The following is a 17,103-nucleotide window of genomic DNA, read 5'->3' as shown; positions in this document are numbered from 1 at the left end:
GGCCTTGGGCGGCAACGGGTGGGGTGATCAGTGTAATGGGGCCGTGTGACACCCTTTCAAGGCGCCGCCCGGATCGACACGCTGATCAGCCCCGCACTTCACCCTCGCCCAGCACCACGTACTTCAGCGACGTCAAACCCTCCACGCCCACCGGCCCGCGGGCGTGGAACTTGTCGGTGGAAATGCCGATTTCGGCGCCCAGGCCAAACTCGAATCCGTCAGCGAAGCGGGTGCTCGCATTCACCATCACGCTCGCCGAATCAACCTCTCGCAGGAAACGCTGGGCGTGCATGTGGTTGGTGGTGAGGATGGCGTCGGTGTGGTGGCTGCTGTAGCGGTTGATGTGGGCCATGGCCTCGTCCACCCCCTCGACCAGCTTGATGCTGATGATGGGGGCCAGGTACTCCTCGGACCAGTCGGCTTCGGTGGCGTCTTTCAGGACAGCGCCCGGCACCGCCGACAGGATGGCCTTGCTGCCGGGGCAGCAGCGCATCTCCACGCCCTTGGCCGCATAGATGGCGCCGATCTTCGGCAGGAAGTCCGCCGCCACACCACGCGCCACCAGCAGGCTCTCGGTCGCGTTGCAGGGGCTGTACTTCTGGGTCTTGGCGTTGTCCGCGACGGTCACCGCCATGGCCACGTCACAAGGGTCGTCGACGTAGGTGTGGCAGTTGCCGTCCAGGTGCTTGATGACCGGCACCTTGGCCTCGGCGCTGATGCGCTCGATCAGGCCCTTGCCGCCGCGCGGAATGATCACGTCCACGTACTGCGGCATGGTGATCAGCTGGCCCACGGCGGCGCGGTCGGTGGTGGGCACGAGCTGCACCGCGTCGGCGGGCAAGCCGGCGTCCGTCAACGCGCGCTGCACCAGCGCGGCCAGCGCGCGGTTGGATTCGATGGCCTCCGAGCCGCCGCGCAGGATGGCGGCGTTGCCGCTCTTGATGGACAGGCTCGCGGCCTCGATGGTCACGTTGGGCCGGCTCTCGTAAATCATGCCGAAAACGCCGATGGGGACCCGCATCTGCCCCACACGGATGCCGCTGGGCATCTGCTTGAGGCCGGTGATGTCGCCGATGATCTCGGGCATGGCGGCCAGCTGCTCGCAGCCCTGGGCGCAGGTCTCGATGACCTTGGGCGTGAGCTTGAGGCGGTCCACCATGGGCTCGGCCAGACCGGCGGCACGGGCGCGCTCCAGGTCCTTGGCGTTGTCCCGCTGCAGCGCGTCCCCATTGGCGCGCAGCAAGGCGGCCAGGCCGAGCAGGGCGCGCTGCTTGGTGGCGGCGCTGGCCTTGGCCATGAGCGCCGAGGCCACCTTGGCCTGCTGGCCCAGGGTGTGCATGAGTTCGGTGGTGTTGGTCGCGTTCATCGGCTGGATTTTCGCAGAGGCGAGGCATGTCCGCCCAGCCCCCAGGGGCTTGGCGAAATCCCCACCGCGCCGCCGTGGACTGCGTATCGTTGGCGTTTTTCCCATCACCACCATGCTCACTCCTTTTCTTGCCCAAGCCCTCGACGTGGCCGCCTTGCTGGTCAGTGCCCTGCTCTTTGGTGGCATGACCCTGTTCTCCTTCGCCTTTGCCGCGTTCCTGTTCACGGCGTTGCCGGTGGCAGACGCACGCACGCTGATCCGGCGCGCTTTTCCACACTTCTACCTGTTTGTCATCGGCACCGCTGCGCTCGGCGCAGCGCTGGTCTGGGCCCGCGACCCCTGGTCCTGCGCCCTGCTGGCACTGGTCGCGATCAGCACCGTGCCCACGCGCCAATGGCTGATGCACGCCATCAATGCCGCCACCGACGCAGGCCAGCGGCGCCGGTTCGTGCAACTGCACGGGCTGTCGGTGGTGATCACGCTGCTGCACATTGCGCTCACCGGCGTGGTGCTGGCACGATTCATCCGCTGAACATGCGCCACCCCATGACGTTGCACCGCATCCTGCCGGTCGTGCTGGCCCTGTCGGGCGCGAGTGCCCACACCGCGCCTGCCCTGCGCTGCGTGATCGACAGCACCGGCAACACCCTCACCCACGAGGCGCGCATCACCAACAACCCCTACGCGGTGCAACCGGTGAGCGTGAACCGCCACTTCCGCTTCAAGGCGGTTGTGGTGGGCGATGCGCAGGCGGGCACGGTGGACCATGTGCAGCTCTACACGCAGTACCAGGGCGCGCGCGGACCGGTGCTGCTGCACCAGGTGGGCTACACCCGCCCGGTGGTGAACACCGCGCCCCAGGCACCATCGCTCACCGGGCTGCACTGGGTGTATTCGCCGCAGCGGGAGCGCCAGTTCCAGTTCGAATGCCGGTGGCACGAGGTGCAGCCATGAGGCGCCTGGCCGCTGCGTGGGCGCTGGCGTTGTTGTGCACCGGAGCGGGTGCCCAGCAGGCGGGCACGCCGGTGTCGATGGTGTTCGTGGGCGACGTGATGCTGGACGACACGCCCGGGCGCGTGGTGCGCAGCGGGCGCGATCCGTTCGCGCACGTGGCGCACTGGCTGCGCGACGCCGATGTGCGGGTGGCCAACCTCGAATCCGTCGTGGCCACCACCGGCACGCCCGAGCCCGACAAGCCCTACACCTTCCGCGCGCACCCGCGCGTGCTGGGCCCCCTGGCCCGCCACTTCGACGCGGTGGGGCTGGCCAACAACCACGCGGGCGACCACGGCCCGGAGGCGCTGATGCAGACCCTGGGGCTGCTCGACCGGCACGGCATCCGCCATTTCGGCGCGGGCTCGGACCTGACGCACGCGCACGCGCCCTTGATCATCGAACGCAACGGTCTGCGCATCGCGCTGCTGGGCTACAACGAGTTCTTCCCGCGCAGCTTCGAAGCCGACGTGGATCGGCCCGGCATCGCCTGGAGCGAAGACGCCCAGGTGCGCCACGACATCGCGCTGGCGCGCAGCCGGCACGGCGCCGATCTGGTGATCCCGGTGATGCACTGGGGCTGGGAGTACGAGCCGCTGGCGGATTCCCGCCAGCGCGCACTGGCGCGGCTGATGATCGAAGCCGGGGCGGACGCCGTGGTGGGCGGGCACCCGCACGTCACGCAGGACATCGAGATCGTCGCGGGCAAACCGGTGTTCTACAGCCTGGGCAACTTTGTGTTCGACGGTTTCACCGAGACCGCGCACCGCACCGGCTGGCTGTTGCGCCTGGAGCTGGACCGCGAGGGGGTTCGGCGTTGGCGCACGCGCGTCGTGCGCATGGACCGGGAAGGTTTGCCGCGCCCCCATGCGGCATCGCCCGGCGACTGCTGGGTGCGCGGCGATGCACAGCCGCGACCCTGCACGGCGCCCTGACCTTCGCCCAACAGATCAGAACGGGTAGTGCCGCGGCGTCGTCTGCAGCGTGATCCAGCGCAGTTCGGTGAACTCGGCAATGCCGGCCTTGCCACCGAAGCGGCCGATGCCCGAGCCTTTCACACCGCCGAACGGCATCTGTGCTTCGTCGTGCACGGTGGGGCCGTTCACGTGGCAGATGCCGCTGTCGATCTTGCGCGCCACGTTGAACGCGCGGGCGATGTCGCCACCGAACACCGCGGCACTCAGGCCGTATTCGTTGTCGTTGGCGCAGGCAATCGCTTCTTCCACGCCGTTCACACGCACCACGCATTTCACCGGGCCGAAGGTTTCCTCGTGGTAGATGCGCATGGCCGGGGTCACGTGGTCGAGCACGGTGGCGGGCATGAGCGTGGTGTCGGCCCGTCCGCCGCAGGCGAGCTTGGCACCTTTGGCCAGCGCGTCGTCGATGAGCTCGTTGCAGTGGTTGACCGTGCCCATGCCGATCACCGAGCCCAGCACCACCGGCTCGGGCTTGCGCGGGTCGCCCAGCGGCAGGTTTTTGGCCTTGTCGGCGAACTTCTTCACGAAGGCGTCCGCGATCTTGCTGTCCACGATGATGCGTTCGGTGCTCATGCAGATCTGGCCGCTGTTGGCGAAGCTGCCGAAGGCGGCGGCGTTGACGGCGTCGTCCAGGTTGGCGTCGTCCAGGATCACCAGCGGCGCCTTGCCGCCGAGCTCCAGCACCACCGGCTTGAGGTACTTCGCGCAGGTGGCCGCGATGATCTTGCCGACCTTGGTGGAACCGGTGAAGTTCACGCGGCGCACAGCCGGGTGGGCGACCATGGCCTCGACCACGGCACCGGCGTCGGCCGGCGCGTTGGTGATGTAGTTCACCACGCCGGGCGGGAAGCCCGCGTCCTGAAACGCTTCAATGATGAGCTGGTGGGTGCGCGGGCAGTTCTCGCTGCCCTTGAGGATGACGGTGTTGCCGCACGCCAGCGGCAGGCAGATGGCACGCACCGCCAGGATGACGGGCGCGTTCCAGGGCGCGATGCCGAGCACCACACCGGCGGGCTGGCGGATGCCCATGGCCAGCGATCCGGGCACGTCGGACGGGATCAGTTCACCGCCCACCTGCGTGGTGAGCGAGGCCGCCTCGCGGATCATGCCGGCGGCCAGCATGACGTTGAAGCCGCCCCACATGGCGGTGGCGCCGGTCTCGGCGGAGACGGCTTCGATGAACGCGGGCGTCTTGACTTCGAGCGCGTCGGCCGCCTTGAGCAGCAGGGCGCGGCGCATCGTGGGCCCGGTTTCGCTCCACGTCTTGAAGGCCTCGGCGGCGGCTTCCACCGCCATCACGGCGTCGGCCGGTGACGCAGCAGGGGCGCGTGTGGCCACGCTGCCGTCGAGCGGGTTGCGGCGTTCGAAGGTGGCGCCTTTTTCGGCGGTGACCTTCAGGCCGTTGATGAGCATGGACATGTCGGACATGGGGTTCTCCTTGGGTTCAGATGAAAGGCTTGTCAGGTGGTGGCCACGGCCTTGCGGCGCTGCACGGCGTCGGCGGCGCTGGTGGTGCCGGTCGCGGGGTCCTTGTCGGCGCCGAGGTAGGCCTCGCGGATCACGGTGGAGCGCGCGAGCAGCTTCGCCGGGCCGCTGGCCACGAGCGTGCCGCGCTCCATCACGTAGCCGCGATCGGCCACCGCCAGCGCCTTCTTGACGTTCTGCTCGACCATCAGCACGGTGGTGCCGGCATCGGCGATGCGGCGCACGATGGTGAGCAGCTCGTCGACCATCTTGGGCGCGAGACCCAGCGAGGGTTCGTCGAGCATGAGCAGGCGCGGCGCACACATCATGGCGCGCGCCACGGCCACCATCTGTTGCTCGCCACCGCTCATGGTGCCGGCCAGTTGCGTGGCGCGTTCCCTGAGTTTGGGAAAGTCCACCAGGGCCTGGGCCAGGCGCTCGGCGCGCTGCGCCTTGGGCACCAGCCAGCCGCCGAGCTCCAGGTTCTCCGTCACGGTGAGTTGCGGAAACAGCTGGCGGCCTTCGGGCACCAGGGCCACGCCGGCCTGCACGATCTCGTGCGTCTTCTCGGGCATCTCGGTGCCGTCGAGCAGCACCGAACCGCCGCGCGGGATCAGACCGTTGAGCGCCTTGAGCAGCGTGGTCTTGCCGGCGCCGTTGGGGCCGAGCACCACGGTCAGGCCGGGCTGGATGTCGAGCTGCAGATCGCGCAGCACGAGGAAGGCGCCGTAGCCGGCCGACAGGCCGTTGACCTTGAGGCGCGCCCGTGCGCCGCCACCGAGCTCAAAGGGGGTTGGGCGGTACCACATCATGCGGCGGCCTCTTCGGTTTCGTTCATCTCGTCGCCCAGGTAGGCCTCGATCACCTCGGCGTTGCGCACCACCTCGGCCGGTGTGCCGTCGGCGATTTTTTTGCCCTGGTGCAGCACGATCACGCGCTCCACGTGGCGCAGCAGCGTGGTCACGGCGTGCTCGATCCAGACCACGGTGAGGTCGAGCTCGTCGCGCAGGCGGCGGATCAGGCGCGCCATCTCCTCCACCTCGTTTTCGGTGAGGCCGGCGGCCACTTCGTCGAGCAGCAGCATGCGCGGGCGCGTGGCCAGCGCCATGCCGATCTCCAGCAGGCGCTGCTGCGACGGCGTGATGGCCGCGGCCGGCAGATCGGCCTGTGCCGAGAGACCGATCAGGCCGAGGATGCTCTCGGGCGTGCGCAGCACCCACGGCACCGTGGTCTCTTCGCCCCACCAGATGTACTTGCGTGGGCGGCGACCGGCGAACTTGAGGCCGAAGGCGATGTTGTCGCGCACGAGCATGTCGGCAAAGGTGCGTGGCGTCTGGAAGGTGCGCGCCAGGCCGTTGGCGGCAAAGCGGTGCGGGCCTTTGCCGGCCAGCTCGCGCCCCTGCACCGTGAGCGCACCGCTGGTGGGCTGGGTCACGCCCGAGATGGCGTTGAAGAAGGTGGTCTTGCCCGCGCCGTTGGGGCCGATGATGCCGACGAGTTCGCCCGGCATGAAGCGCGCGCTCACCGCGTCCACGGCGGTGAGGCCGCCGAAGCGCACAGTGATGTCGCGGGCGTCGAGCAGGGGTTGGCGATCAGAAGACATCGCGGCGCTCCCTGAGTTGTTTGTCGCGGAGCTTGCGGCGTTTGGTTTCACCGCTCAGGTCGTCGCGCGTTTCGGTCCACCAGGCCTTGGCGCCATCGCGCCAGCCGCGGAAGGTCTCAGCGCGCAGCGAGGCCAGACCACCCGGCAGGTACAGCACCGAGAGGATCAGCAGCAGGCCCAGCGACATCATGTAGATCTGCGGCACCTGCAGGCGCAGCGTCTCGGCCAGCACGCTGAAGACGATGGCCGCGATCAGCGGGCCCCACAGCGTGGCCGCACCGCCGATGAGCGCGATCAGCACGGTCTGGAAACCGATGAAGGGGTTGAACACGGTGTGCGGGTCGATGTAGGTCCAGCGCACCGACATGGCCGCGCCCACCGCACCCGCCACCGCAGCGGTGAGCGCAAAGCCCGCCACCTTCACCCAGCGCGTGTTGACGCCGAGCGTCTGGGCGCGCTGCTCGTCGGCCCCGATGCCGAGCATGGCCAGGCCGAAGCGCGTGCGCCGGATGGTGATGGACAGCGCCACCGTGATCACGGCGAGCGCGAGCACGGTGAGGTAGATGGTGTCGCGCTCGGGCACCACCATGAGCACGCGGCCCACGGTGCCGGTGACGCTCTTCTCGAAGTAGCTGATGGCGTGGCGGATGAGCTCGGTCATGCCGAAGGTGAGCACCGCGAAGTAGGTGCCGCGCAGGTGCAGCACGGCCGCGCCCATGACCACCGCCACCGCAGCGGCAATGAGCGCACCGAGGCCGATGGCCTGCGCCCACGACACGTGCTCCAGCAGGATGGCGCTGGTGTAGGCGCCGATGCCGAAGAAGGCCGAGGTGGCGAGCGAGAGGTAGCGCGTGGTGCCGCAGAACAGCGCCCAGCTCGACGAGAGCGCGATGTACATCAGGCAGGTGAGCGCCATGGACACGGCGAACTCGCTGGCGAAGCCCGGCAGCGCCAGCGCCCAGCCGGTGAGGCCGAAGAGGACCAGCAGGTCGCGGATGAGGAATTGACGGGAGTTCATGCTTTGCGTGATTTCCGCGAGAACAGACCTTCGGGGCGCAGGAGCAGCACGCTGATGAAGACCACGTAGCTCAACAAGGCCTTGAGCGAAGGATTGGTGAAATGCATGCCCAAAGCTTCGATCACGCCCAGCAGCAGCCCGCCCGCCAGCGCACCGCCCATGCTGCCGAAGCCGCCCAGCGTGATGACGATGAGCGCGGTGATGGTGTAGGGCTCACCCATGGACGGGCTGATGGTGTACGCCATGGAAATCAGGCAGCCGGCCACGCCCGAGAGGCCCAGGCCGATGCCGAACATGAGCGGGTGCAGGCGCTGGGTGTTGATGCCCATGAGCTGCGCGCCGGTGGGCGACTGCATGAGCGCGCGCACGCCCTTGCCCAGCAGCGTGGTGCGCATGAGCACGATGAGCGCGCCCGAGAACAGCAGCGCCAGCGCAAACACCAGCAGCTTGTTGCCGGCGAACTGCGCCGCGCCATCGGGCAGCGGGATCTGCACCGGCTCGGTGAGGAAGTCGTAACCGCGCAGATCGCCGCCCCACATCCACGACGCGAAGTTCTGCACCAGGAACATGAGGCCGAAGGCCACCATGAGACCGCGGGCTTCGAAGATGTCGAGGTTGGGCGAGGTGACCGTGAGGCGGCGGAAACACAGCCGGTGAATCACCCAGCCCAGCACGAACAGCAGGGCAAACGACACCGGCACCATGAACAGCGGGTTCAGCCCGAGCGAGGTCTGCGCCATCCAGGTGAGGTAAGCCCCCACCATGAGGAACTCGCCGTGCGCGATGTTGAGGATGCGCATCAGCCCGTACTGCAGGTTCAGCCCGAGCGCAACGAGCGCATAGATGCCCCCGGTGATGAGGCCGGAGGCGAGGAGTTCGAGCCAGGCGGAGAAGGACATGCGAATGAAGGGGAGTTATCCGGGAGCGCGGCGGAACCGGCTTTGCCGGGCCGCACGCGCTGCCCCCTTGAGGGGGTGACGCGCCGCAGGCGCGGCGCGGGGGTGGGCTCTCAGCGCCAAGCAGGCTTTGCCGGATTGAGCGCAGCCGTCGCCACGCTCTTCGGCCACACCACCTCGAACTCCCCGTTCTGCCACTGGCCGACCGTGCCCGGCGTGCCCACGTTCTCGCTGCCGCTGAACTTGATGTCGCCAATGATGGTTTTGTGGGTCGTGCCGGCCACGTAATCGCGGATCGCCTTGCGGTCCAGGCCCTGGGCCTTCACCGCGTTGGTGAGGATCTCCAGGCCGGCCCAGCAGGCGCCGCTGGCCCAGCGGTCGGGTTCCTTGCCGGCGAACTTTTTGGTGTGCGCGTCGAAATAGGCCTTGGCGGCCGGGCTGGTCTTGCCGTTCCACGAACCCATGCCCAGCACGCCCTCGGCGCCGGCGGGGGTCATCACGTTGCGGTAAAGCTGGAAGGCGGTACCCACCGAGGCGTAGAAAAACTTCGGGTTGAAGCCCACTTCCTTGGCCTGGCGGCTGGCCAGGATGGTGTCGGGCGGGTAGGTGAAGCCCACGAAAGCGTCGGGGTTCTTGTCCTTCATCGAGCGCAGCACGGGCGAGAGGTCTTTCACGCCACCGGGGTAGCTCTTGTCTTCCACCATGGTGATGCCGCTGCCCTGCAGCGCCACCTTGAAGGCCGCGTAGTTCTCCAGGCCAAACAGGTCGTCCACGTAGATCAGCGCCACGGTTTTCACGCCGTTGGCCTTGAGCATGTCCACCAGCGCGTTGGTCATGGGCGCGGGCTGCTGCAGCAGCAGGAAGAAGTACGGCAGGCGCATCTCGACCAGGCGGCGCGAGAGCGCGGTGGGTGCGAGGAAGGGGTACTGGAAGCGGTTGGCCAGCGGCGCGACGGCGAAGTTGGCGTTGGAGCCCCAGGGCGGCAGCACCAGGTCGACCTTGTCGCTGCCCATCAGTTTTTCGTAGGTGCGCACCACGGTTTCGGTGTCGCTGCGGTCGTCGCTGCTGATGAGCTCGATCTGGCGCTTGACGCCTTTCACGTCGAGACCACCCGCGGCGTTCTGCTGCTCGGCCCAGAGCAAATAGTTGGGCTCCTGGCTCACCTGCGCCCCCCCCGTCCAGGGGCCGGTGCGCGACATCGAATACCCGATGCGCACCGGCGCGGACTGCGCCATGAGCCCGGGTGCGAACGACATGGCGCCCACCGCGGCGGCGGCGCTCTTGATGACCAGACGGCGATTGGCTTGAACCATGTTGTGTCTCCTGCGGGTGTGGGTTGGCTGAGAGCCGAATGGTAGGCACGGCCGCCACCGCGCGCTGTGCTGTGGATGCACTACCTGCTTGACGGAACGTGCATGACGCCTCGGGAAAACCCTTGACCGGGGGCGCTGCGGGGATGGACAGCGCGGCCGATAATTTGCTTTCCTGACACCGCCGGAGCCCCCACCATGACCGCCGCCTCCGTGATGAGCACCGACAGCGTCGAACCGATCGAGCGCGCCGCCATCTGGCGCGACTGGATCTGGACGCACTTCGGCGGGCTGGAGTCCGACCTGTACGGCGACACCGGGTTCGATGGCCACATGAGCGCATCCACCGCGGGCGACGTGGTGCTCACCAAGCTGGAAGCCAACCGCCACCGGGTGCTGAAAAGCCCGCAGCTGGCGCGCGCCAACGACCGCGCCTACCTCAAGATCGTGGCGCCCTGGCAGGGCAGCGCGGCGGTGCAGCAGCAGGGGCGCGAGGCCTGGGTTCGGCCCGGCGGCTGGGCGATCTACGACACCACCGGCAGCTACGAGATCGCCAACCCCGAACGCGTGGAACACCTGATCGTGATGCTGCCCAAGGAGCAGCTCACCGAACGCGGCCTGAAGCTGGAGCCATTGATGGCGCGCCACGTGGGCGGCGTGAGCGGCATCGCGCGCGTGGCGCTGGAGACCATGCGCAGCACCTACCAGGAGCTGCCGCAGATGAGCGAGACGGCGGCGCGCGGTGCGGGCGAACTCATCGTGGAGCTGGTGCGTTTGTCCTTGCAGGAACTCGCCGGGCGCGAGAGCAGCGTCACGCAGCTCGAAGCGTTCCGCGACCGCATCCGCGAACACATCGGCCAGCACCTGCGCGACCCGTCACTCACGCTGGACCACATCGCGCAGGCGCTCAACTGCAGCAAGCGCCACCTGCACAACGCCTTCAGCGCAGAAGACGACACACCCGCCCACTACATCCAGCGCCAGCGCATCCAGGCCTGCATGCGCGAGCTGCGCCAGAGCGGCGGCGCGCAACGCACCATCACCGACATCGCGTTCTCCTGGGGCTTCAACAACACGGCGCACTTCAGCCGCGTGTTTCGGGAGCACACGGGCGTGTCGCCCAGCGATTTTCGCGAAGCCGCTCAGCGACAGGGCTGAGAATTCTGCGCGGTTGAAGGGCTGTCCGCCCAACATTGCGCTCCAGGGAGCAAACGTCACGCCGTCGGGGACTCACTTTTGTTCCGGCTTTCCAGACTCCTTGTGTTGGGTTTTTGGTTGTTGGGCCATGCGGCCCAAGCCCAGCCGGTGTTCGACATCCCGCAAAACACAGCCAGTGTTCCGCTTTCACACGAGCTGGAATACTTCATCGACGAAACCGGTGAATGGCAGCCGGACTCGGGTGAACCGGCACCGGGCACATGGCGGAAGTTGCGCGACCGTGCGGGCAAGGGCAACTTCGGTTTCTTGAGGCACCCCGTCTGGTTTCGCGTGGTGCTGCGCTCCCCCGACGCGAGCGAGTGGGTCTGGGTGGTGTCCACGCCCCAGCTTGAATGGGTGACTTGGGTGCTGCAGCGTGCCGGCAGACCGTCCGAGCGAAGCGATGGGGGCCTGGGGTCTTTGCAGCACATGCAGCCACCGCTGCAGCGTCTACCAGAGGTGACGCTCTCGCTGGCGGCCAACGAACCCGTGATGGTTCACATGCGCGTCCAGTCCTCGGGCCTCATGCAGGTGCCGACGGAACTGTGGACGCCCTCGGTGTGGCGAGAGCGGGAGCGCCGCTCCCATGCCTTGCTGGGCGCCTACTTTGGCTTGCTGGGTGCCCTGCTGGCCTACAACGGCTTCCTTGCGTTGCGCCTGAAAGACCAGGCCTATGGCTACTACCTCGGCGTCGGACTCAGCATGGGGATGTTCCAGCTCAGCAGCACCGGCTTCGGTCCGAGCCTGCTGTGGACTTCCCAGGCACTGTGGAGCTACCCCATCCTGAGCATGGCCAGCACCGTGTTCTGTTTTTCTGCGATGCAGTTCACGGACAGCTTCCTTCGCGTTTCGCGATTCAGCCCGCGCTTGTCCCGGGTATTGCGGGGCACCGCGTTGGCGTGGGTGGTGGTCTTGCTGCTGCACCTCGGGCTACCAGCCCACACCGTGATGGGATGGGTGAGCCTGCCGCTGGCGCTGTGGACGGTCACGTTGATCATGATGGCAGGCGTCAGGGGATACCGCGCAGGCACGCCCGCAGCCGTCTACTTCTTGCTGGGCTGGGGAGGCGTTGTGCTCGCGGTGTTGCTGCGGATGCTGCTGCGCATGGGTCTGGTGCCACCCCACCCCTTGCTGTACGACGGCACGCTGATCGCCTCGGCCGCCGAAATGCTGTTGCTCTCCCTCGCGCTGGCCGATCGCATCATGGCCGAGCGACGCGCCCGCGCAGAAGCCGACGTGCAGCGAGCCCGCGAACAAGTCGCGCGCGAAGAAGCGCAGCGGGCGCTGCGGGAAAAATCGCGCTTCATGGCCGCCGTGACCCACGACCTTCAGCAACCGATTTATGCCCTGAGCCTGGCCGCTGAAAGCATGGCGCGCCGGCGGGCCGATGTGGTTTCGAGTGAGGCGTTGAACCAGATGCAATCGGCGGTGTTCGCCGCCGACGAACTGCTGTCGTCATTGGCCATGCAGGTGCGACTGGACCGCGACGACCTGAAGCCCGACATCGAGGTGTTTTCGGTGCAAGACATGCTGGAGCGCATCGACGCCTTGTTTGCCGCACGCGCGCAGAAAAGCGGCTTGCGCTGGCGGGTCCTGCCCAGCCTGTGCGAAGTTCGCAGCAATCCCCTGCTGCTGGAACGCATGGTGTGCAACCTGGTCTCCAATGCCATGCGCTACACCCGGGCAGGCGGCGTGTTGCTGTCGTGCCGTGTGCGGTCAGCGCACCTGCTCATTCAGGTCTGGGACACGGGCCCGGGCATCCCCGTGCGAGAACAGTCCACTGTTTTTGAGGCCCACTACCGAGGCAGCGCGGCCCACTCGCACGACAGGGGACTGGGGCTGGGTTTGTCGATCGTCAGCCGCTGCGCCGTCTTGCTCGACATCCGCGTGGGTCTGCGGTCCGTGCCGAATCGGGGATCGTGCTTTGAGCTGTGGGTACCAATGGCCTCCCCACCTTGATCATCAGCGCAGAGCGCAAGCGCTGGACACGCGCATCGCCATCTGTTGCAAAGCCTGCCAGGGATCGGCCGGCCAGCCCGGTGACTTGAGGCCTTTGACGATGCCGTCCACTGTGTGCGCGTCGTCCAGCCACTTCGTGAGCGTGGCCATGGAGAGCAGCGGCAGCGCACGCTCCATGAGCTTCTCTTTCACACCCCACACCCGGTTTTCTCGCAGCGCCATGGGCAGCGGACGACCGGCATCGAGTGCGGTGCGCACGCGGTGCAGCGTGCGGATGTCTTCGGACAGCGCCCAGTGCACCAGCACCGGCGCTTCGCCCTCGGCCTGCAGACCATCGAGCATGCGCTGCACGCGCACGCCCTGCCCGCCCAGCACCGCCTCGGCGAGTTTGAACGCGTCGTAACGCGCCACGTTCAGCACGGCCGACTCCACCTGCTCCAGCGACAGCTCACCCACCGGATGCAGCAGGGCGAGCTTCTGGATCTCCTGGTGCGCGGCGAGCAGGTTGCCCTCCACACGATCGGCAAAAAACTGCAACGTGCGCTGGCCCTCGTCGCCCGCCACCACGCGCTGGCCTTGCGCCTGCAGGCGCTGCGCGATCCACTGCGGCAGGGCCTTGCGGTCCACCGCTTCCACGCGCACCACGGTGCCGAAACTGTCGAGCGCGGCGAACCAGGCGCCCTTCTGCGTGGCCATGTCCAACCGCGGCAGGATCACCACCGTCACGGTGCTGTCGTTGTTCTCGGCGTCCTGGGCGATCTGCTGCAGCGCCTGCGAGCCGTCCTTGCCGGGCTTGCCCGAGGGGATGCGGATCTCGATCAGTTGTTTGTCGGAAAACAGGCTCATGGAGCCGCCGCTGGCCAGCACCTCGCCCCAGTCGAAATGCGCACCGGCCACGGTGTGCACCGTGCGCTCAGCGCAGCCCTGCTCGCGCGCCACCAAGCGGATCGCATCGGCCGCTTCCTGGATCAGCAGGGGCTCGTCGCCGTGCAGCGTGTAGAGGCTCTTGAGGCCGCGCTGCAGCTGCGCGGCGAGCTGGTGGGCTGCGATCTGCATGGGGTTCTTGGGGTTGGGCTCAGAGCGACTTCACCGCCGCCAGCCGCCGCACCACCTGCTGCACGATGTCGCTGCGCATGTCGCGGTAGAGCAGCTGCTCTTCCGCGTCCTTGGCCAGCACCTGGGTTTCGTTGAAGCTGATGTCACGCTCGAGCAGCAGCTCCACGTCGTCGATCAGGATCTTGTCGGTGGGCGTGCGCAGGCGGAACACGAAGCGCGTGCGCAACTGCAATTCGCGCACCTGGCCCGCCGCCGTTTGCCCCACCACCACCCGTTCGCGCTGGTCGGTGAGCACGGTGAGGATGGCTTGCCCCGTCTGCGCACCGGGGCCGGTGGCGGGTGTGCTGGAGGTCAGCACACGGATCCCGTTGGCCTGCAGCGCCTCGCGCAGCTCGCGGCTCACCTGCGTGCCTTCCATGCCTTGCAGGCGCAGCGTGTCGAACGCGAACGTGGGCGCCTTGCGCAGCGCAAAACCGCAGCCCGAGAGACCCAGCGCGGCAGCGCCCAGGGCGAGGTGCAGCCAGGCGCGGCGGCTGGAGATCGAGGGGCGTTGGTTCGTCATGCAGGGGCTTTCAGATCACCACGTTGACCAGGCGGCCGGGCACGACCACCACTTTTTTCGGCGCAGCGCCGGCGGCCTGCTTGATGAAGGCTTCACTGGCCAACGCCGCCGCCTCGATGGTGGCCTTGTCGGCGTTCGCCGCCACCAGCACGCTGCCGCGCAGCTTGCCGTTGATCTGGAGCACGAGCTCGATCTCGTCGCGCTGCAAGGCAGCCTCGTCCGGCTGGGGCCAGGGCGCGTCGAGCAGTTCGCCGGGGTAGCCCAGCTCGGTCCACAGCGTGTGAGCGATGTGCGGCGTGGCGGGGTAGATGCAGCGCAGCAAGATGCCGAAGCTCTCGGCCAGCGCGGCGTTGTCGCCCGCACTGCCGTCGGGCTTGAAGTCTTCCAGGGCGTTGAGCATCTTCATCGCGCCCGACACCACGGTGTTGTATTGCATGCGCTGGTAGTCGTAGTCCACCTGCTTGAGCACGGTGTGCATCTCCAGCCGCAGCGCCTTCGCGCCTTTGGAGAGCGCCTGCTTCGAAACGCCGGCCGCGAGGGCGCCCAGGCCGCTGGTGGTCGAGAGCTTGAGGCCGAAGGCCCACACGCGGCGCAGGAAGCGGTAGCTGCCCTCCACCGCCGCGTCGTTCCACTCCAGGGTGGCTTCGGGCGGCGCGGTGAACATGGTGTACAGCCGCGCCGTGTCGGCGCCGTACTTCTCGATCAGGTCTTGCGGATCGACACCGTTGTTCTTGGACTTGGACATGGTGCCCACGCCCTCGTAGTCGATGGGCGTGCCCACGGGCAGCATGCCGTCGCCGCTGGTGGCCGGGTTCTTGAGCTTTGCACCGACGACCTTGCCGGTCTCATCCAGCACGTTTTCGACGTCGTGCGGCCAGAAATAGTCCTTGCCGCCCTTGGCGGTGCGCCGGCTGTAGAGGTGGTTGAGCACCATGCCTTGCGTGAGCAGGTGGGTGAAGGGCTCGTCCACCTTCACCAGCCCCAGGTCGCGCATGACCTTGGTCCAGAAGCGCGCGTAGAGCAGGTGCAGGATGGCGTGTTCGATGCCGCCGATGTACTGGTCCATCGGCATCCAGTAGTCGGCACCGTCGGCCACCATCTTGTCGGTGTTCTTCGGGTCGCAGTAGCGCATGAAGTACCACGACGAATCCACGAAGGTGTCCATGGTGTCGGTCTCGCGGCGCGCGGGCTGGCCACACACCGGGCACACCACGCCGGCGTGGAAGCCTTCGTGCTTGTGCAGCGGGTTGCCCGAGCCGTCGGGGATGCAGTCCTGCGGCAGCACCACCGGCAGGTCTTTCTCGGGCACCGGCACCGCACCGTGTTCGGCGCAATGGATGATCGGGATGGGCGTGCCCCAGTAGCGCTGGCGGCTCACGCCCCAGTCGCGCAGGCGCCAGGTGGTCTTCTTCTCGCCCAGGCCCTTGGCCGCGAGTTGGGCGGCCACGGCGTCCACCGCCTCTTTGGGCGTCATTCCGTCAAGGACACCTGAATTGACTGCGACAACCTTTTCTTTGTCGGAGTACCACTCCTTCCATTGCTCTGCGTCAAAGTAAAGGAACGGGTCTTCCTCGATCGGGTGCTGTGCCTTCAACGCTGCAGTCGAAACGACCGCGCGCTCCATCACCTGCTTGATTTCGATTCCGTATTTCTTCGCAAACGCGAAATCGCGCTCGTCGTGCGCGGGCACGCCCATGACCGCGCCGTCACCGTAGCTCATGAGCACGTAGTTGCCCACCCACACGGCCACCGCCTCGCCGGTCAGCGGGTGCGTGACGGTCAGGCCGGTGGCCATGCCCTTCTTCTCCTGCGTGGCCAGCTCGGCTTCGGTGGTGCCGCCGGTCTTGCACTCTTCAATGAACGCGGCCAGCGCCGGGTTGTTGGCGGCGGCGTGCGCGGCCAGCGGGTGCTCGGGCGCCACGGCGCAAAAGGTCACGCCCATGATGGTGTCGGCGCGCGTGGTGAAGACGTGCATCTTCCCGTCGCCGATCAAGGCACCGTCGGCACCTTTGATGGTGTGCGGGAACGCAAAACGCACGCCCTCGCTCTTGCCGATCCAGTTCTCCTGCATCAGGCGCACCTTGTCGGGCCAGCCGTTGAGGGTGGCCTTGGGGTTGCCGATCTGCACGTGGTCGAGCAGCTCTTCGGCGTACGAGGTGATGTTGAGGTAGTAGCCCGGGATCTCGCGCTTTTCGACCACCGCACCGGTGCGCCAGCCCTTGCCGTCGATCACCTGCTCGTTCGCCAGCACGGTCATGTCCACCGGGTCCCAGTTGACGACCTGGGTCTTGCGGTAGGCGACGCCCTTCTCCAGCATCTTCAGGAACAGCCACTGGTTCCATTGGTAGTAGCTCGGATCGCAGGTGGCCACTTCGCGCGACCAGTCGATGGCCAGGCCCATGGCCTGCATCTGCTGCTTCATGTAGGCGATGTTGTCAAACGTCCACTTCGCCGGTGGCACACCGTTCTTGAGCGCGGCGTTTTCAGCCGGCAGGCCGAACGCGTCCCAGCCCATGGGCATGAGCACGTTGAAGCCCTTCATGCGCAGGTGGCGCGCCAGCATGTCGTTGATGGTGTAGTTGCGCACGTGGCCCATGTGCAGCTTGCCGCTGGGGTAGGGCAGCATCGAGCAGGCGTAGAACTTCGGCTTGCCCGCGTCTTCCGTCACGCGGTAGGCGTCGGTGGCGTTCCAGTGGGCGTGC

15 protein-coding genes are annotated in these 17,103 nt (G+C 67.4%); 5 read left to right on the top strand and 10 right to left on the bottom strand.

Features of this window, described 5'->3' with window-relative positions:
• Positions 1-85 precede the first annotated feature (85 nt).
• Positions 86-1,366, bottom strand: coding sequence for a glutamate-5-semialdehyde dehydrogenase (locus Q1W68_RS12185; protein ID WP_300656033.1), 1,281 nt, complete (start codon positions 1,364-1,366; stop codon positions 86-88).
• 112 nt (positions 1,367-1,478) lie between these two features.
• On the opposite strand from Q1W68_RS12185, the gene Q1W68_RS12180 reads away from it, so the two are divergent.
• The 3 genes from Q1W68_RS12180 to Q1W68_RS12170 are packed head-to-tail and all read left to right on the top strand — an operon-like array spanning position 1,479 to position 3,294.
• Entirely contained in the window at positions 1,479-1,898 is a 420-nt protein-coding gene (locus Q1W68_RS12180; protein WP_300656031.1) for a DUF4149 domain-containing protein, read from the top strand.
• 14 nt (positions 1,899-1,912) lie between these two features.
• Complete coding sequence (locus tag Q1W68_RS12175; protein WP_300656030.1) at positions 1,913-2,320, top strand: hypothetical protein; 408 nt, start codon at positions 1,913-1,915, stop codon at positions 2,318-2,320.
• Positions 2,317-3,294: a CapA family protein gene (locus Q1W68_RS12170; RefSeq protein ID WP_300716861.1), complete on the top strand. Its 978-nt coding sequence runs from the start codon at positions 2,317-2,319 to the stop codon at positions 3,292-3,294. Before Q1W68_RS12175 ends, Q1W68_RS12170 begins: the two co-directional genes overlap by 4 nt.
• A 15-nt stretch (positions 3,295-3,309) precedes the next feature.
• Here Q1W68_RS12170 and Q1W68_RS12165 read toward each other — a convergent pair whose 3' ends face one another.
• From Q1W68_RS12165 to Q1W68_RS12140, 6 genes are all read right to left on the bottom strand, one after another.
• Entirely contained in the window at positions 3,310-4,764 is a 1,455-nt protein-coding gene (locus Q1W68_RS12165; RefSeq protein ID WP_300716859.1) for an aldehyde dehydrogenase, read from the bottom strand.
• 32 nt (positions 4,765-4,796) lie between these two features.
• Entirely contained in the window at positions 4,797-5,612 is an 816-nt protein-coding gene (locus Q1W68_RS12160; RefSeq protein ID WP_300659085.1) for an ABC transporter ATP-binding protein, read from the bottom strand.
• On the bottom strand, positions 5,609-6,403 hold the full coding sequence (locus Q1W68_RS12155; RefSeq protein ID WP_300649844.1) for an ABC transporter ATP-binding protein: 795 nt from the start codon (positions 6,401-6,403) through the stop codon (positions 5,609-5,611). The genes Q1W68_RS12160 and Q1W68_RS12155 overlap by 4 nt, the downstream gene beginning before the upstream one ends.
• Positions 6,393-7,421 (bottom strand): branched-chain amino acid ABC transporter permease, encoded by a 1,029-nt coding sequence (locus Q1W68_RS12150; protein WP_300659083.1) that lies wholly within the window; start codon positions 7,419-7,421, stop codon positions 6,393-6,395. Before Q1W68_RS12150 ends, Q1W68_RS12155 begins: the two co-directional genes overlap by 11 nt.
• Positions 7,418-8,320, bottom strand: coding sequence for a branched-chain amino acid ABC transporter permease (locus Q1W68_RS12145; protein ID WP_300716857.1), 903 nt, complete (start codon positions 8,318-8,320; stop codon positions 7,418-7,420). Before Q1W68_RS12145 ends, Q1W68_RS12150 begins: the two co-directional genes overlap by 4 nt.
• Before the next feature lie 110 nt (positions 8,321-8,430).
• Positions 8,431-9,630, bottom strand: coding sequence for an amino acid ABC transporter substrate-binding protein (locus Q1W68_RS12140; protein WP_300716855.1), 1,200 nt, complete (start codon positions 9,628-9,630; stop codon positions 8,431-8,433).
• Positions 9,631-9,825: 195 nt separating this feature from the next.
• On the opposite strand from Q1W68_RS12140, the gene Q1W68_RS12135 reads away from it, so the two are divergent.
• Both Q1W68_RS12135 and Q1W68_RS12130 read left to right on the top strand, forming a co-directional pair.
• Positions 9,826-10,785, top strand: coding sequence for a helix-turn-helix domain-containing protein (locus Q1W68_RS12135; RefSeq protein ID WP_300659079.1), 960 nt, complete (start codon positions 9,826-9,828; stop codon positions 10,783-10,785).
• A gap of 105 nt (positions 10,786-10,890) precedes the next feature.
• A complete protein-coding gene (locus Q1W68_RS12130; protein ID WP_300659077.1) occupies positions 10,891-12,783 on the top strand; it encodes a sensor histidine kinase in 1,893 nt (630 codons plus the stop codon).
• A 3-nt stretch (positions 12,784-12,786) separates the two neighbouring features.
• Here Q1W68_RS12130 and holA read toward each other — a convergent pair whose 3' ends face one another.
• The 3 genes from holA to leuS form a co-directional block, all read right to left on the bottom strand.
• Positions 12,787-13,839 carry a DNA polymerase III subunit delta gene (gene holA, locus Q1W68_RS12125; RefSeq protein ID WP_300650350.1) on the bottom strand — a complete coding sequence of 351 codons (1,053 nt, stop codon included), beginning with the start codon at positions 13,837-13,839 and terminating at the stop codon, positions 12,787-12,789.
• Between the two features lie 19 nt (positions 13,840-13,858).
• Positions 13,859-14,401 (bottom strand): LPS assembly lipoprotein LptE, encoded by a 543-nt coding sequence (lptE, locus tag Q1W68_RS12120; RefSeq protein ID WP_300650353.1) that lies wholly within the window; start codon positions 14,399-14,401, stop codon positions 13,859-13,861.
• Positions 14,402-14,411: 10 nt separating this feature from the next.
• On the bottom strand, positions 14,412-17,103 hold a 2,692-nt coding region (gene leuS / locus Q1W68_RS12115), incomplete at its 5' end, for a leucine--tRNA ligase (RefSeq protein ID WP_300716853.1).

The sequence above is a fragment of the Hydrogenophaga sp. genome (assembly GCF_030158645.1).
Classification (GTDB): domain Bacteria; phylum Pseudomonadota; class Gammaproteobacteria; order Burkholderiales; family Burkholderiaceae_C; genus Hydrogenophaga.
Note: the sequence above shows the minus strand (reverse complement) of the source record. Positions and strands in the feature narration are given on the sequence as shown.

Bases quoted from the DNA above. Each gene is read 5' to 3' on its own strand.
- Q1W68_RS12185 (WP_300656033.1), bottom strand. From the start codon at position 1,366: ATGAACGCGACCAACACCACCGAACTCATGCACACCCTGGGCCAGCAG.
- Q1W68_RS12180 (WP_300656031.1), top strand. From the start codon at position 1,479: ATGCTCACTCCTTTTCTTGCCCAAGCCCTCGACGTGGCCGCCTTGCTG.
- Q1W68_RS12175 (WP_300656030.1), top strand. From the start codon at position 1,913: ATGACGTTGCACCGCATCCTGCCGGTCGTGCTGGCCCTGTCGGGCGCG.
- Q1W68_RS12170 (WP_300716861.1), top strand. From the start codon at position 2,317: ATGAGGCGCCTGGCCGCTGCGTGGGCGCTGGCGTTGTTGTGCACCGGA.
- Q1W68_RS12165 (WP_300716859.1), bottom strand. From the start codon at position 4,764: ATGTCCGACATGTCCATGCTCATCAACGGCCTGAAGGTCACCGCCGAA.
- Q1W68_RS12160 (WP_300659085.1), bottom strand. From the start codon at position 5,612: ATGATGTGGTACCGCCCAACCCCCTTTGAGCTCGGTGGCGGCGCACGG.
- Q1W68_RS12155 (WP_300649844.1), bottom strand. From the start codon at position 6,403: ATGTCTTCTGATCGCCAACCCCTGCTCGACGCCCGCGACATCACTGTG.
- Q1W68_RS12150 (WP_300659083.1), bottom strand. From the start codon at position 7,421: ATGAACTCCCGTCAATTCCTCATCCGCGACCTGCTGGTCCTCTTCGGC.
- Q1W68_RS12145 (WP_300716857.1), bottom strand. From the start codon at position 8,320: ATGTCCTTCTCCGCCTGGCTCGAACTCCTCGCCTCCGGCCTCATCACC.
- Q1W68_RS12140 (WP_300716855.1), bottom strand. From the start codon at position 9,630: ATGGTTCAAGCCAATCGCCGTCTGGTCATCAAGAGCGCCGCCGCCGCG.
- Q1W68_RS12135 (WP_300659079.1), top strand. From the start codon at position 9,826: ATGACCGCCGCCTCCGTGATGAGCACCGACAGCGTCGAACCGATCGAG.
- holA (WP_300650350.1), bottom strand. From the start codon at position 13,839: ATGCAGATCGCAGCCCACCAGCTCGCCGCGCAGCTGCAGCGCGGCCTC.
- lptE (WP_300650353.1), bottom strand. From the start codon at position 14,401: ATGACGAACCAACGCCCCTCGATCTCCAGCCGCCGCGCCTGGCTGCAC.